The organism is Burkholderia sp. BC1 (assembly GCF_052683555.1).
Genome location: NZ_JBQYLP010000202.1, coordinates 23,415 through 37,853, shown reverse-complemented (window position 1 = coordinate 37,853; position 14,439 = coordinate 23,415). Strand labels below are relative to the sequence as shown.

At 69.6% G+C, this 14,439-nt stretch carries 13 protein-coding genes; 9 read left to right on the top strand and 4 right to left on the bottom strand.

The genetic code is table 11. The features are described from left to right. The 3 genes from ACSHSS_RS31225 to ACSHSS_RS31215 all read right to left on the bottom strand — a co-directional run bounded on the left by ACSHSS_RS31225 (position 1) and on the right by ACSHSS_RS31215 (position 2,488). Positions 1–123: a hypothetical protein gene (locus ACSHSS_RS31225; protein WP_006415700.1), complete on the bottom strand. Its 123-nt coding sequence runs from the start codon at positions 121–123 to the stop codon at positions 1–3. After that, positions 114–1,346, bottom strand: a complete 1,233-nt coding sequence (locus ACSHSS_RS31220; RefSeq protein WP_445546065.1) for an MFS transporter — start codon at positions 1,344–1,346, stop codon at positions 114–116. Before ACSHSS_RS31220 ends, ACSHSS_RS31225 begins: the two co-directional genes overlap by 10 nt. Positions 1,347–1,546: 200 nt before the next feature. Next, a complete protein-coding gene (locus ACSHSS_RS31215) occupies positions 1,547–2,488 on the bottom strand; it encodes a LysR substrate-binding domain-containing protein (protein WP_445546064.1) in 942 nt (313 codons plus the stop codon). A 137-nt stretch (positions 2,489–2,625) separates the two neighbouring features. Between ACSHSS_RS31215 and ACSHSS_RS31210 the strand changes: the two genes are divergently transcribed. Both ACSHSS_RS31210 and ACSHSS_RS31205 read left to right on the top strand, forming a co-directional pair. After that, positions 2,626–3,672, top strand: a complete 1,047-nt coding sequence (locus ACSHSS_RS31210) for an alpha/beta hydrolase family protein (protein ID WP_105770094.1) — start codon at positions 2,626–2,628, stop codon at positions 3,670–3,672. Positions 3,673–3,791: 119 nt separating this feature from the next. After that, positions 3,792–4,547, top strand: coding sequence for a 4'-phosphopantetheinyl transferase family protein (locus tag ACSHSS_RS31205; protein ID WP_445546063.1), 756 nt, complete (start codon positions 3,792–3,794; stop codon positions 4,545–4,547). Between the two features lie 13 nt (positions 4,548–4,560). Here ACSHSS_RS31205 and ACSHSS_RS31200 read toward each other — a convergent pair whose 3' ends face one another. Then, entirely contained in the window at positions 4,561–5,466 is a 906-nt protein-coding gene (locus ACSHSS_RS31200) for a glutamate/aspartate ABC transporter substrate-binding protein (RefSeq protein WP_445546062.1), read from the bottom strand. 214 nt (positions 5,467–5,680) lie between these two features. Between ACSHSS_RS31200 and hutH the strand changes: the two genes are divergently transcribed. From hutH to hutG, 7 genes are read left to right on the top strand one after another with little or no spacing between them, the layout of a single operon-like run. Next, positions 5,681–7,201: a histidine ammonia-lyase gene (hutH, locus tag ACSHSS_RS31195; protein ID WP_039220934.1), complete on the top strand. Its 1,521-nt coding sequence runs from the start codon at positions 5,681–5,683 to the stop codon at positions 7,199–7,201. Positions 7,202–7,205: 4 nt separating this feature from the next. Further along, complete coding sequence (gene hutC / locus ACSHSS_RS31190; RefSeq protein WP_445546061.1) at positions 7,206–7,901, top strand: histidine utilization repressor; 696 nt, start codon at positions 7,206–7,208, stop codon at positions 7,899–7,901. A gap of 38 nt (positions 7,902–7,939) precedes the next feature. Further along, a complete protein-coding gene (hutU, locus tag ACSHSS_RS31185) occupies positions 7,940–9,628 on the top strand; it encodes a urocanate hydratase (RefSeq protein ID WP_006415893.1) in 1,689 nt (562 codons plus the stop codon). Positions 9,629–9,630: 2 nt separating this feature from the next. Next, positions 9,631–10,284 (top strand): HutD/Ves family protein, encoded by a 654-nt coding sequence (locus ACSHSS_RS31180; protein WP_445546060.1) that lies wholly within the window; start codon positions 9,631–9,633, stop codon positions 10,282–10,284. 4 nt (positions 10,285–10,288) lie between these two features. Further along, complete coding sequence (gene hutI / locus ACSHSS_RS31175; RefSeq protein WP_039220942.1) at positions 10,289–11,512, top strand: imidazolonepropionase; 1,224 nt, start codon at positions 10,289–10,291, stop codon at positions 11,510–11,512. Between the two features lie 23 nt (positions 11,513–11,535). Beyond that, positions 11,536–12,912 carry a formimidoylglutamate deiminase gene (locus tag ACSHSS_RS31170; RefSeq protein ID WP_445546059.1) on the top strand — a complete coding sequence of 459 codons (1,377 nt, stop codon included), beginning with the start codon at positions 11,536–11,538 and terminating at the stop codon, positions 12,910–12,912. A gap of 58 nt (positions 12,913–12,970) precedes the next feature. Then, complete coding sequence (gene hutG, locus ACSHSS_RS31165) at positions 12,971–13,768, top strand: N-formylglutamate deformylase (RefSeq protein WP_445546058.1); 798 nt, start codon at positions 12,971–12,973, stop codon at positions 13,766–13,768. The last annotated feature ends 671 nt before the right edge of the window (positions 13,769–14,439 follow it).

Below are 14,439 nucleotides of genomic sequence, written 5' to 3'. Positions count from 1 at the left end.
TCAATTGCAGAACGCGACGTGCTCGAGCAGCGCGAACGCGACGTCCGGCCGCAGATACGCGGCGCCGCACCACGCGACGAACGCGAGCGCACCGGCCGCAAGCGCCGCGCGAATCATGCCCACGCGGCGCGGCCGCCCAGCGGACGCGCGATCCGCGCATCGTCGATCGGCAGATGCAGCAGCGCCGCGAGCACGCCGAGCGCGATCGAGCCGATCCACAGCGGCAGGTACGAATGCGTCGCGTCGTAGACCACTGCGCCGAGCCATACGCCGAAGAAGCTGCCGAGCTGATGGCCGAAGAAGACGAAGCCGAACAGCGTCGCGATGTAGCGCACGCCGAACACCTGCGAGATCACGCCGTTCGTCAGCGGCACCGTGCCGAGCCACGTGAGGCCCATCACGGCTGCGAACACGTACACGCTCGCCGGCGACAGCGGCACGGCGACGAACGCCGCCATCGCGAATGCGCGCACGAGATACAGCACCGACAGCACGTATTTGCGACGCAGCAGGCCGCCGAGGTGCCCGCACGCATAGGTGCCCACCACGTTGGTCAGCGCGATCAGCGCGAGCGCGACGCTCGCGTGCCGCGACGGCAGCCCGTGGTCGAGCAGATACGCGGGCAGATGCGTCGCGATGAACGCAAGCTGAAACCCGCACGCGAAAAAGCCCGCGTTCAGCAGCCAGAAGCCGCGATGCGAGAACGCCTCCCGTACCGCCTCGCCGATCGACTGTTCGGCGTCGGCTTGCGCGTTCGCGGCCTGCGCGGGGCGGTCGCGCAGCAGCACCGCGAGCGGCGCGAGCAGCAGCGCGACCAGCGCGAGCGCGACGAACGCATGCTGCCAGCCGATTCCGCCGATCAGCGTCTGCGCGACGGGCACCATGCAGAACTGGCCGAGCCCGCCGATCGCGCCGGCCACGCCAAGCGCCCAGCTGCGCCGCTCGGGCGCGCAAAGCCGGCTCAGCGCGCCGTAGACGGACGCGAACGCGGCGCCCGACAGCGCGATGCCGATCACGAGCCCCGCGCCGACGGTGAACAGCGCGGCGGAGCCCGCCAGTGCCATCGTCACGAGCCCGAGCGCGTACAGCAGCATGCCGACGACGATCACGCGCACCGAGCCGAAGCGGTCGGCGACCATCCCGGTGAACGGCTGCGCGATTCCCCAGATCAGGTTCTGCAGCGCGAGCGCGAGGCCGAACGCTTCGCGCGACCAGCCGTGGTCGAGCGTCACCGGCGCGAGAAACAGGCCCTGCACATGGCGGATACCCAGCGCGGCGCCCATGATCAGGCCGCCGGCGAGTACGGGCAGCCAGCGGCGTCGGGCGTCTTGCTCGATCGGGCTCATGTGTGTCTCCGGATGAAGGTGCGCGACGAAAGGCGCCGCGCCGCTTCCGATTAGACGATCGGCGCGATCGCCGCTCAAGCGATCATTCGGTCAGGTTCGCATGCGTGGCGGGAATGCGAGCGGCGGTGTGCCGGCGTCGCGGTGGGTGTCGTGCGGCGCAGTCCGTATAGAGGAAGTCTCGTGCGCCGGACACGGCCGCCTCAGCTGCGCGCCGCATCGTGCGCGCGTATCGCGACGTCGCACGCGGCCGCTTCGGCGAGCATCCAGTCGCGCACGTCGGCGACTTCGCGGCGCGGCGCCGGATCGTGCTGGTAGAGCCAGTAGCCGTATGTATCGGGCCGCGCGCGGATGCGCGGGCCCAGCACCGCGAGCCGGCCGTCCGACAGCATCGGCGCGACCAGCGCGAGGCGCCCGAGCGCGACGCCCTGGCCGGCGATCGCGGCCTGAATCACCTGATCGTACTGGTTGAAGCGCAGCACGCCCTTCGGCCGCGCATCGCCAAGCCCGCCCGCGTGCAGGTGCGCTTGCCATTGCAGCTGCGCTTGCGGCGGCCCGTCGAATTCGAGCAGCACGTGCTCGGCGAGCGCGGCGGCATCGACGAGCGGACGCGCGGCGAGCGCCGGGTGCGCGACCGGCAGCACGATCTCGTCGAACAGCCGCAGCGCGCCGGCCGGTGCGCGATCGCGCGGGCAGTAGCGGATCGCGAGATCGATGCCTTCGGCGCGCAAATCGAGTACCTTGTCGTTCGCGGCGACGCGCAGATCGACGTCCGGCAACCGCGCCTGCAGGCCGCCGAGCCGCGGCAGCAGCCACAGCGCGGTGACGCCGATGCTCGCGGTGATCGTGACCGGCTGACGCTCGCGCGCGACGGCGAGCGACGCGACGGTGTCCTGCAGGCTGTGCAGCGCCGCATCGGCCGCGCGGAACAGCCGCTCGCCCTCGGGCGTGAAGGCGATCGTCCGGTAGCCGCGCCGCAGCAGCGCGACGCCGAGATGCGCTTCGAGCGCATGAATCTGCCGGCTCACGGCCGACTGCGTGACGCACAGATCCTGGGCGGCGAGCGTGATGCTCATCCGGCGGCCGACGGCGACGAAGCCGCGTACCAGATCGAGCGACGGAAGGCGAACGAGCGGCGTTGACATGCGTGGGGCTCATGCGAACGGAGCAGCAAGATTGGTTGAGAACGCGGCGCCCGTCAAGTTCAATGGACGGGCGACGCGGCGCGCATCGGCGACCGCGCGGCATATCGGCGACCGATGCGCAGGCGACAGGAGACGGCATGACGATTTCGAACCAGGACGGCGGCGCAGCGCGCGGCGAACGCAGCAGCGGCGCGGCGCTGCCGCCCGAATCCGTGACGCTGCACGCGGCCGACGGCTACCCTTTGCGCGCGCACGTGTGGCGGCATCGCGGCGGGGCGGGTGCCGCGCGGCCCGTGACCGTGATCAATTGCGCGACGTCGGTGCGCTGCGACTACTACTTCCGGTTCGCGGCCTGGCTGTTCGCGCACGGGCGCGACGTGCTCGTCTACGACTATCGCGGCATCGGCGGCTCGCGGCCCGCGCGGCTCGCATCGCTGCAGGCGAACTGGCTCGACTGGGGGCGGCTCGATTGCGACGCGGCGTTGCGATACGCGCGCGATGCGTTCCCCGGGCAGCCGCTCGATGTCGTCGCGCACAGCATCGGCGGCGTCGCGCTCGGGCTCGCCGCATCGAATGCGCATGTGCGGCACGCGGTGACGGTCGGCGCGCAGTTCGCGTACTGGCGCGACTACCTGCCGGCCGAGCGGCGGCGGATGTGGTGGAAGTGGCACGTCGCGATGCCCGTGCTGGCGGCCGCGTTCGGCTACGTGCCCGCGAAGCGGCTCGGCTGGATGGAGGACACGCCGCGCGGCGTCGCGCTCTCGTGGGCGCGTTCGCGCCCGCGTTTCGAAGACGCCTACACGCGCGGCCTGCTCGCCGAAACCGCGGCGAGCCGTGCGGCATTGCCGGCGCGCTTCGCGGCGCTGTCCGCACCGATGCTCGCGATCGGCCTCGACGACGATCCGTTCGGCACCGTCGACGCGATCGAGCGACTCGTCGCGTACTACACCGGCAGCGACGTCACGCACTGGCGGATCGCGCCGCGTGCGATCGGTGTCGACGCAATCGGGCACTTCGCGTTCTTCCACAGCCGCTTCGCCGAGACACTGTGGCCGCTGGCGCTGTCCTGGCTACAGCACGGTGCGTTGCCGGACGATGCGCCGGGGCGCGCATATGCGCATCATCCTGCGACGCGCGATGCGTCGCAGCGTGGCCGCGTGCCGGGCGCCGTCGCCCACGGCTGAACGACGCGCGCGGCGCGGCGGCGCGCTGTGCTCGTATGCGGACGCCGCGCGCCGATCGCCGCCGCGGTCGGCCGATCGATTACCATCGGACGTTTTGTTCCACAGCCCGTCGCCCGCCGATGTCCATGCCGCCCGATTCCGTTTCCCCGGCCGATTCGCCGTCCGCCTACCGCATGCACGCGCTCGACGTGCCGCATGCGGCCGGGCGGGCCGGCGTGCAGGTCGTGCGCGTCGATTTCGACTGGGACGTGCCGCTCACCGCGCGCGCGTATGCGGCGCTGAGCGATGCGGAGCGCGCGCGGGCCGCGCGCTATCTACGGCACGCGGATGCCGTGCGCAGCGCCGCGACGCGGGCCGCGCTGCGCGACGTGCTCGGCGCGGCGCTGCACGTTGCACCGCACGCGATCGCGATCGTCGTCGACGAGGCGGGGCGCCCGTCGCTCGATCGCGCGCATCGCGTGCCGCTCGATTTCAACGTGTCGCATGCGGGCGAGCACGCGCTGATTGCCTGGGCGCCGGCGGGCCGCGTCGGCGTCGACATCGAGTGCTGCCACCGTCCGACGGACTGGCGCGCACTCGCCGGCGAAGTCTGCGCGCCGGCCGAGATCGCGTATCTCGACAGCCTGCCGGACGATGCGCGTGCGTCCGCGTTCATGCGCGTGTGGTCGGCGAAGGAGGCGCTGCTGAAGGCGCTGGGCACCGGCATCGTCGGCGGCTTGGGCGCGTTCGCGGTCGTGCCGCCGCGCGACGCGGCGACGCCCGCCACGACGATCGTCGATCCGGCTGCGCCGGCGGCCGGCGTGGCCGCGTTCGACGCCGCGTGGCTCGACGCGGCGCCCGACTACGCGGCGTGCGTCGCGTGGGCGCGCGCGTGAGCGGCGCCGGCGCTCATTCGAGCGCCAGGTCGTTCGGCGACGCGTAGCGCGCCTTGATCACGTCGCTCATCGGGAAGTCGAACGACAGCCCCTTCGGCGGCACCGGCTTCATGAACCACTTGTCGTACAGCGCGTCGATCTCGCCGCGCTTCATCAGCTGGACGAGCACGCCGTCGACGAGCGCCTTGAACTGCGGATCGTCCTTGCGCAGCATGAACCCGTAGGCTTCCGACGACTGCGGCGTGCCGACGATCCGCCAGTCGGCCGGCTTTGCCGCAAGCTGGCGCACGCCCGCGAGCAGCACGTCGTCCATCATGTACGCGGCCGCGCGGCCCGATTCGAGCGTGAGGCGTCCTTCCCCATAGTCCTTCGCGCTGATGATCTGCATGTTCATCTTCTTTTCCTCGTTCATCTTGCGCAGCAGGCGTTCGGACGTCGTGCCCTGGTTCGTGACGACCGTCTTGCCGGCGAGGTCGGGAAAGTCGCGGATGCCCGACTGGGTACGCGTGAGCAGGCGCGTCGTCGCGACGAAGAAGGTCGTCGAGAACGCGACCTGTGCATGACGCGCGGCGAGATTGGTCGTCACGCCGCATTCGAGATCGACGGTGCCGTTCTGCACGAGCGGAATGCGGTTCTGCGACGTGACGGGGATGAAGCGCACCTGCAGGTCGGGCTTGCCGGTGCGCGCTTTCACGGCCGCGATCACGCGGTCGCACAGATCCTGCGAGAAGCCGATCACCTTGCCGCTCGCGTCGACGTACGAGAACGGCACCGAGGTTTCGCGATGGCCGATCGAGATCAGGTTGGTCTGCCGGATCTTCTCGAGCGTGCCGGAGAGCGGTTCGGCGGCGTGCGCGGTGCCGGTGGCGAGCGCGCACGCGGTGACGAGCAGGGCGGTGAGCCGGGACGGGAAGTTCATGGCGGGTCTCTGTAGGCGAAGGGTGATTCGTATGTTGCCAAAGACAAAATAATTGCAACATATGTTAAACCCGTGGTGCCGCGTGCCGAGCCGGCGGCCCGCGCCGGACATCAGGGAAACTCCCGAGTCGAAATCGGCGAAAACGGGTTGTCTAGACAAGTCGCGATCGCTACACTGCAATCCATCCCGAACTTGTCTAGACAGGATTGCACACATGATCACGCTTACCCCCGGCCACCTGACCCTCCCGCAACTGCGCCAGATCGCGCGCGAGCCCGTGCAGCTGACGCTGGATCCGGCCAGCTTCGCGAAGATCGACGCGGGCGCGAAGGCCGTGTCCGACATCGCCGCGAAGGGCGAGCCGGCGTACGGCATCAACACGGGCTTCGGTCGTCTGGCCAGCACGCATATCCCGCACGATCAGCTCGAATTGCTGCAGAAGAACCTCGTGCTGTCGCATGCAGTCGGTGTCGGCGAGCCGATGGCGCGTTCGTCGGTGCGTCTGCTGATCGCGCTGAAGCTGTCGAGCCTCGGCCGCGGCCATTCGGGCATTCGCCGCGAAGTGATGGACGCGCTGATCAAGCTGTTCAACGCCGACGTGCTGCCGCTGATTCCGGTGAAGGGCTCGGTCGGCGCATCGGGCGACCTCGCGCCGCTCGCGCACATGTCGGCCGTGCTGCTCGGCGTCGGCGAAGTGTTCATCCGCGGCGAGCGCGCGAGCGCGGTGGACGGGCTGCGCGTCGCGGGCCTCGCGCCGCTGACGCTGCAGGCGAAGGAAGGCCTCGCGCTGCTGAACGGCACGCAGGCGTCGACGGCGCTTGCGCTCGACAACCTGTTCGCGATCGAAGACCTGTACCGCACGGCGCTCGTCGCCGGCGCACTGTCGGTCGATGCGGCGGCCGGCTCGGTGAAGCCGTTCGACGCACGTATTCACGAACTGCGCGGCCATCGCGGCCAGATCGATGCGGCGGCCGCGTATCGCGAGCTGCTCGAAGGCTCGGCGATCAACCTCTCGCACCGCGACTGCGGCAAGGTGCAGGATCCGTACAGCCTGCGCTGCCAGCCGCAGGTAATGGGTGCATGCCTGGACCAGATGCGTCATGCGGCCGACGTGCTGCTCGTCGAGGCGAACGCGGTATCGGACAACCCGCTGATCTTCCCGGATACCGGCGAAGTGCTGTCGGGCGGCAATTTCCATGCGGAGCCCGTCGCGTTCGCGGCCGACAACCTCGCGCTCGCGGCTGCGGAAATCGGCGCGCTGGCCGAGCGCCGCATCGCGCTGCTGATCGACGCGACGCTGTCGGGCCTGCCGCCGTTCCTCGTGAAGGATGGCGGCGTGAACTCGGGCTTCATGATCGCGCACGTGACGGCTGCCGCGCTCGCATCGGAGAACAAGACGCTCGCGCATCCGGCGTCGGTCGATTCGCTGCCGACCTCGGCGAACCAGGAAGACCACGTGTCGATGGCGACGTTCGCGGCACGCAAGCTGGCCGACATCGCCGACAACACGAAGCACATCCTCGCGATCGAACTGCTCGCGGCCGCGCAGGGCGTCGATCTGCGCGAGAACGAGACGAGCCCGAAGCTCGCGGAAGTGATGAAGACGATTCGCAGCAAGGTCGCGCATTACGAGCTCGACCACTACTTCGCGCCGGACATCGCCGTGATCGCGAAGCTCGTCGGCGAGCGCGCGTTCGCGAAGCACTGCCCGTTCGCCTTCGCATCGGAGCAGTAAGCCGATGAGCGCGCCGGTCTACCAGGAGATCAAGGATTTCATCCTGGCCCGCATCCACGCCGGCGAATGGGCGGAGGGCGATCAGGTGCCGTCCGAGAACGAACTGGCCCGCGAGTTCAAGGTCGCGCGCATGACCGTCAACCGCGCGCTGCGCGAGTTGACGGACGAGCAGGTGCTCACGCGGATGAAGGGCGCCGGCACCTACGTCGCGCGGCCGAAGTACGAGTCGACGCTGGTTGCGATCCGCAGCATCTCCGAGGAGGTCGACGCGCGCGGGCATGCGTACCACGCGCGTGTGCTCGGCCTCGAGACGATCCGTGCGGACGACACGCTCGCCGAGGAGATGCAGATGGCCGTGCGCGCCAAGCTGTTTCATTCGCAGGTGCTGCACTTCGAGAACGACGAACCGGTGCAGCTCGAAGAGCGCTGGGTGAACCCGGCGGTCGCGCCGGATTACGCGGCGCAGGACTTCACGAACACGACGCCGAACCAGTACCTGATGCGCGCGGCGCCGCTGCAGCGCGTCGAGTACCGGATCGAAGCGGCGGTGCCCGCGCCCGAGCGGCGCGAGCAGCTTCGGATGGACGACGTCGAGCCGTGTCTGGTTTTACATCGGCGCACCTGGTCGCAGGGCGTCGTCGCCTCGGTGGCGAATTTGTGGCATCCCGGCAGCCGTTATCGCTTCACCGGGCATTTCTGATTCCTATTGATATTTCCTTTCCTTCGGGAGCAGTCGTCATGAACCATCCGAAACACATCGATCCCCGTCTCGATCCGACGCGTACGATCCGCGCCCCGCGCGGCAGCGAGAAGACCTGCAAGACCTGGCTCGCCGAAGCGGCGTACCGGATGATCCAGAACAACCTCGATCCGGAAGTCGCCGAGCATCCGCATGCGCTCGTCGTGTACGGCGGCATCGGCCGCGCGGCGCGCAACTGGGAGTGCTACGACCAGATCCTCGCGTCGCTCAAGGATCTCGAGGAAAACGAAACGCTGCTGATCCAGTCGGGCAAGCCGGTCGGTGTGTTCCGCACGCACAAGGACGCGCCGCGCGTGCTGCTCGCGAACTCGAACCTCGTCCCGCACTGGGCGAACTGGGATCACTTCAACGAACTCGATCGCAAGGGCCTGATGATGTACGGCCAGATGACGGCCGGCAGCTGGATCTACATCGGTAGCCAGGGCATCGTGCAGGGCACGTACGAGACGTTCTTCTCGGTCGCGAACCAGCACTTCAACGGCGATCCGTCGGGCCGCTGGATCCTGACGGGCGGCCTCGGCGGGATGGGCGGCGCGCAGCCGCTCGCCGCGACGATGGCCGGCTTCTCGATGATCGCGGTCGAATGCGACGAGACGCGCATCGACTTCCGCCTGAAGACGCGCTACGTCGACAAGAAGGCGACGACGCTCGACGAAGCGCTCGGCATGATCGAGGAAGCGAAGCGCAGCGGCAAGCCGGTGTCGGTCGGCCTGCTCGGCAACGCGGCCGACGTGTTCACCGAACTCGTCGAGCGCGGCATCACGCCGGACTGCGTGACCGACCAGACGAGCGCGCACGATCCGATCAACGGCTACCTGCCGCAGGGCTGGACCGTCGCGCAATGGCGCGAGGCGCAGAAGGTCGATCCGCAGAGCATCGTGAAGGTCGCGAAGCAGTCGATGGCCGTGCAGGTGCGCGCGATGCTGACGCTGCAGCAACGCGGCGCCGCGACGCTCGACTACGGCAACAACATTCGCCAGATGGCGCTCGAGATGGGCGTCGAGAATGCGTTCGACTTCCCGGGCTTCGTGCCGGCTTATATCCGTCCGCTGTTCTGCGAAGGCAAGGGGCCGTTCCGCTGGGTCGCGCTGTCGGGCGATCCGGAAGACATCTACAAGACCGACCAGAAGGTGAAGGAGCTGATCCCCGACGATCCGCACCTGCACAACTGGCTCGACATGGCGCGCGAGCGCATTGCGTTCCAGGGTCTGCCGGCGCGCATTTGCTGGGTCGGCGTGAAGGATCGCTACCGCCTCGGCCAGGCGTTCAACGAGATGGTGAAGAACGGCGAGCTGAAGGCGCCGATCGTGATCGGCCGCGATCACCTCGACACCGGCTCGGTCGCGAGCCCGAACCGCGAGACGGAATCGATGAAGGACGGCTCGGACGCCGTCAGCGACTGGCCGCTGCTCAACGCGCTGCTGAACACCGCGGGCGGCGCGTCGTGGGTGTCGCTGCATCACGGCGGCGGCGTCGGGATGGGCTTCTCGCAGCACTCGGGCGTCGTGATCGTCGCCGACGGCACGGCTGACGCGCACGAGCGTCTCGGCCGCGTGCTGCTGAACGACCCGGCGACGGGCGTGATGCGCCACGCGGACGCCGGCTACGAACTCGCGCAGCAGACGGCCCGCGAAGTCGGCCTGAAGCTGCCGATGCTCGGTCGCTGAGCATGACGGCGCACGACCGCGCGCCGATGGCCGCCGCGCTGATCCGCGCGGCGGATCTCGTTGCGTCGCCGTGGAAGAACGGCGGCGGCGTGACGCGCGAAATCGCCGCCCGATTCCCCGAAGCGGGCCATGCCGACGCGCCGGGCGCCAGCGCGCCGCGCGGCGGCGCGCTCGACACGTTCGTGTGGCGCGTGAGCGTCGCCGACGTCGGCGCGGCGGGGCCGTTCTCGCGCTTCGACGGCGTCGACCGCACGCTCGTGCTGCTGTCCGGCGCCGGGATGACGCTCGCGGAAGCGGGCGGGCGGCGCCACGTGCTCGATGCGCCGCTCGCGCGTGCCGACTTCGCGGGCGAATCGGCGATCGACGCGACGCTGCACGACGGACCGACGCGCGACTTCAACCTGATGACGCGTCGCTCGGCCGCGCGCGGCACGCTCGACGTATGGCGCGCGGGCACGCACCGCGTCGCGCGCGCCGACACCGTGTTGCTGTTCTGCGCGGCGGGCGCCGTCGAGGTTGCGCTCGACGACGCGCGCTTCGCCCTGGAAGAAATGGACACGTTGCGGCTCGACGGGCCGCCGCGTGCGCTTGACGTCGTCGTGAGCGGAGGCGGCGCGCTGCTGGCCGTGTCGCTCGTCGTCGGCGAACGAGACTGAACGCATGAAACCGACTGTCTGGCATCACCTGAGGCTGTGTCCGCACGGCCATCCCGACGAAACGATCGACGATGCGGCGATCGCCGTCGACGAAACCGGCGCGATCGTGTGGCTCGGCGCATGCGCTGCGCTGCCGCACGGCTATGCGCACTGGCGGCGCGAGGACTTGCACGGCGCCTGGGTGACGCCGGGCCTCGTCGACTGCCACACGCACCTCGTGTACGGCGGCACGCGCGCGGACGAATTCGCGCAGCGCCTCGCCGGCGTCAGCTACGAGGAGATCGCACGGCAGGGCGGCGGGATCGTGTCGACGGTGCGCGCGACGCGCGCGGCCGACGAGACCGCGTTGTTCGTGCAGGCCGCCGCGCGGCTGCAGCCGCTGCTGGCCGAAGGCGTGACCGCGATCGAGATCAAGTCGGGCTACGGGCTCGACCTCGCGAGCGAGCGCAAGATGCTGCGCGTCGCGCGGCAGCTCGGCGAACGCTTTCCGGTGAGCGTCTACACGACCTTCCTCGGCGCGCACGCGCTGCCGCCCGAATATGCGGGCCGCGCGGACGCATACATCGACGAAGTATGCGAGCGCATGCTGCCGGCGCTGGCCGACGAAGGGCTCATCGATGCGGTCGACGTGTTCTGCGAGCGCATCGGTTTCTCGCTCGCGCAGACGGAGCGCGTGTTCGAAGCCGCGACGCGACGCGGGCTGCCGGTGAAGCTGCACGCGGAGCAGTTGTCGAACGCGGGCGGCACCGCGCTCGCCGCGCGCTATCGCGCGCTGTCGGCGGACCACCTCGAGTTTCTCGACGAAGCCGGCATCGAAGCGATGAAGGCGGCCGGCACGGTGGCCGTGCTGCTGCCGGGCGCGTACTACTTCATTCGCGAGACGCAGTTGCCGCCGATCGATCTGCTGCGCCGGCACGGCGTGCCGATCGCGCTCGCGACCGATCACAATCCCGGCACGTCGCCGCTCGAATCGCTGCTGCTGACGATGAACCTCGGCTGCACGCTGTTCCGGATGACGGTGCCCGAAGTGCTGCAGGGTGTCACGCGCCACGCGGCCGCCGCGCTCGGCCGAGCCGATCGCCACGGCGCGCTTGAAGTCGGCCGGCAGGCCGATTTCGCGGTGTGGTCGGTCGGCTCGCTGGCGGAACTCGCATACTGGATCGGCCGGCCGCTCTGCGAGCAGGTCGTGCGCGGCGGCACGACCGTGTTTCGGCGGATGATCGGATAGCCCTGGACGAGACGAGACTCACGATGACCGACATGATGTTGTTTGCGGAGCACGCTTATCTGCCCGACGGCTGGCGCCGCAACGTGCTGCTGCGCTGGGACGCGAGCGGCACGCTGAGCGGCGTGACGCCCGACACCGATGCGCCCGCCGGCGTCGCGCGCGCGGCCGGCCCCGTATTGCCCGGTATGCCGAACCTGCATTCGCACGCGTTCCAGCGCGCGATGGCGGGGCTTACCGAATACCGCGCGAATCCGGCCGACAGCTTCTGGAGCTGGCGCGACCTGATGTATCGCTTCGCGCTGAAGATCACGCCCGACGCGCTCGCGGCAATCGCACGCTGGCTCTATGTCGAGATGCTGAAGTGCGGCTATACGTCGGTGTGCGAGTTCCACTACGTGCACCACGCGCAGGACGGCTCGCGCTATCCGCATATCGCCGAACTCGGCACGCGCGTGATCGACGCGGCGCGCGCGGCCGGCATCGGCATCACGATGCTGCCGGTCTCGTATCAATTCGCGGGCTTCGGCAACAGGCCGCCGCGTGACGATCAGCGCCGCTTCATCAACACGCCGGACGGCCTGCTCGAACTGCTCGACGCGATGCGCCGCACGGCCCCGGAGCACGGCGGACTGCGCTACGGCGTCGCGCCGCACTCGCTGCGCGCGGTGTCGGAGAACGGGTTGCGCGTGCTGCTCGACGGGCTGCCCCACGACGCACCGGTGCACATCCACATTGCCGAGCAGACGGCCGAAGTCGACGACTGCGTGCGTGCGTACGGCGCGCGCCCCGTGCAGTGGCTGCTCGATCGTTTCGACGTCGACGCGCGCTGGTGCCTCGTGCACGCGACGCACATCGACGCCGCGGAGACGGCGGCGCTCGCGAAGCGCGGCGCGGTAGCCGGCCTGTGCCTGACGACCGAAGCGAACCTCGGCGACGGCATCTTTCCGGCCGTCGACTATCTCGCGCAACGCGGCGCGATCGGGATCGGTTCGGACAGCCATGCATCGGTCGACTGGCGCGCGGAGCTGCGCCTGCTCGAATACGGGCAGCGGCTCGTGCATCGTGCGCGCAACGTGCTCGCGAGCGAGACGCACGCGTACGTGGCCGATCGATTGTTCGACGCCTCGCTCGCGGGTGGCGCGCAGGCGAGCGGGCGGCCGATCGGCGCGCTGCGCGACGGCTGCCGCGCCGACTGGCTTGTGCTCGATCCCGATCATCCGGCGATCGCCGAACACGACAGCACCGCCTGGCTGTCCGGCGCGGTGTTCGCCGAACACGGCGATACGCCGGTGCTCGACGTCTATACGGGCGGCGAGCGCGTGGTGAGCGGCCGCCGCCATCGCGACGAAGCGGCCGCCTATGCGGACTACCGCGCCGCACTGGCGCAACTGCTGCGCTGATGCGCGGCTACCGGCGCATGCACCCCCGTGCGCCGCTCGACTTCCACGGTGACGCGACATGACTGAACAACCGGCTGTATTCACGCTGAAGCAGGGCACGGTGCCGCTGCTGATCTCGATTCCGCACGCAGGCACGTACATCCCCGACGACATCGCGGCGACGATGACGCCCGACGCGCGCTTCGTCGACGACTGCGACTGGCATCTGGAGCGGCTGTACGCGTTCGCGGCCGAACTCGGCGCATCGATCCTCGTGCCATCGCATGCGCGCTACGTCGTCGATCTGAATCGTCCGCCCGACAACGAGAACCTCTATCCGGGGCAGGACACGACGGGGCTCGTGCCGGTTGACACGTTCGACAAGCTGCCGCTGTATCCGGCGGGCGCACTGCCCGACGACGACGAAATCGCACGCCGCCGCGACCGCTATTGGCGTCCGTACCACGGCGCGCTGCAGGACGAGATCGCGCGGCTCAAGCGCGACCACGGCCGCGTGCTCGTATGGGAGGCGCACTCGATCCGCTCGCACGTGCCGCGCTTCTTCGAAGGGCGGTTGCCGGATTTCAATTTCGGCACCGCGAGCGGCGCGAGTGCCGCGCCCGGCCTCGCGGAAGCGCTGGCCGCGCGCGTGCTCGAACACGGCGGCTATACGGCGGTCGCCAACGGGCGTTTCAAGGGCGGCTACATCACGCGTCATTACGGCGTGCCGGAGACCGGCGTGCAGGCCGTGCAGCTCGAGCTGTCGCAGATCACGTACATGGACGAGGCGCGGCCGTATGCGTACGACGAAGCGCGCGCCGCGCGCGTCGCGCCCTTGCTGCGCACACTCGTCGAAACGGCGCTCGCGTACCGCTGAGCGGCGGCGCGCCCGATGCGGCGGTGCCGCGAAGCGGCGTGGTGCGCGTCTGTTCGTGCGTACGCCGCGCTGCCGCAGCGCAACAACACGGCATGGGTCGTTGCGATCGATGCCGTTTTTTTTGCCGCGGCGAACCGCACGATCGTCACCCGAAAATTTGACGCAATTTTTCGTTGATATAAGCTGAATGTCAGGAAGTCGCCGCACGTGCATCGGCCGCGAGCGCGCTCGGGAGGGGCGCGCCGTGCGATGCCGGGCTTCGGCGGCGGCTTCCCGACGCGTCGCCGCGGCGCGGCTGCCGCTTGCGCCCGATCGCGACGCGTGTCCGAGCATTCGTCTGTCCATCGAGAACGATCGTGAAAGCCGCCAGCCCATCGATACGTCGGACGCGAAGTCCGTCGGCGGGCGCGCCGACTCGGGCCGGGTCGATCCGGCCTGCTGATCGCGGCGCGCATGCCGCCCGTTTGCGCAAGCCTTGCCGCTTGGCCGTTTCCCGCTGCGGCGTGCGCCGCTTCAACCTTGCGACCGCGCACGTCTTCAGCGCGGTGCAGTGCGACGGCAGCGCGTCGTTGTTGCCCTAGCGTCCTCTTCCCGTTGCGAACCGAACCGTATGCCGTGCCGCCGCTGCGTGCACGCGGACGACACCTGCGCGCATGCGGCGCGCGTCGCCG

Bases quoted from the DNA above. Each gene is read 5' to 3' on its own strand.
- ACSHSS_RS31220 (WP_445546065.1), bottom strand. From the start codon at position 1,346: ATGAGCCCGATCGAGCAAGACGCCCGACGCCGCTGGCTGCCCGTACTC.
- ACSHSS_RS31215 (WP_445546064.1), bottom strand. From the start codon at position 2,488: ATGTCAACGCCGCTCGTTCGCCTTCCGTCGCTCGATCTGGTACGCGGC.
- ACSHSS_RS31210 (WP_105770094.1), top strand. From the start codon at position 2,626: ATGACGATTTCGAACCAGGACGGCGGCGCAGCGCGCGGCGAACGCAGC.
- ACSHSS_RS31205 (WP_445546063.1), top strand. From the start codon at position 3,792: ATGTCCATGCCGCCCGATTCCGTTTCCCCGGCCGATTCGCCGTCCGCC.
- ACSHSS_RS31200 (WP_445546062.1), bottom strand. From the start codon at position 5,466: ATGAACTTCCCGTCCCGGCTCACCGCCCTGCTCGTCACCGCGTGCGCG.
- hutH (WP_039220934.1), top strand. From the start codon at position 5,681: ATGATCACGCTTACCCCCGGCCACCTGACCCTCCCGCAACTGCGCCAG.
- hutC (WP_445546061.1), top strand. From the start codon at position 7,206: ATGAGCGCGCCGGTCTACCAGGAGATCAAGGATTTCATCCTGGCCCGC.
- hutU (WP_006415893.1), top strand. From the start codon at position 7,940: ATGAACCATCCGAAACACATCGATCCCCGTCTCGATCCGACGCGTACG.
- ACSHSS_RS31180 (WP_445546060.1), top strand. From the start codon at position 9,631: ATGACGGCGCACGACCGCGCGCCGATGGCCGCCGCGCTGATCCGCGCG.
- hutI (WP_039220942.1), top strand. From the start codon at position 10,289: ATGAAACCGACTGTCTGGCATCACCTGAGGCTGTGTCCGCACGGCCAT.
- ACSHSS_RS31170 (WP_445546059.1), top strand. From the start codon at position 11,536: ATGACCGACATGATGTTGTTTGCGGAGCACGCTTATCTGCCCGACGGC.
- hutG (WP_445546058.1), top strand. From the start codon at position 12,971: ATGACTGAACAACCGGCTGTATTCACGCTGAAGCAGGGCACGGTGCCG.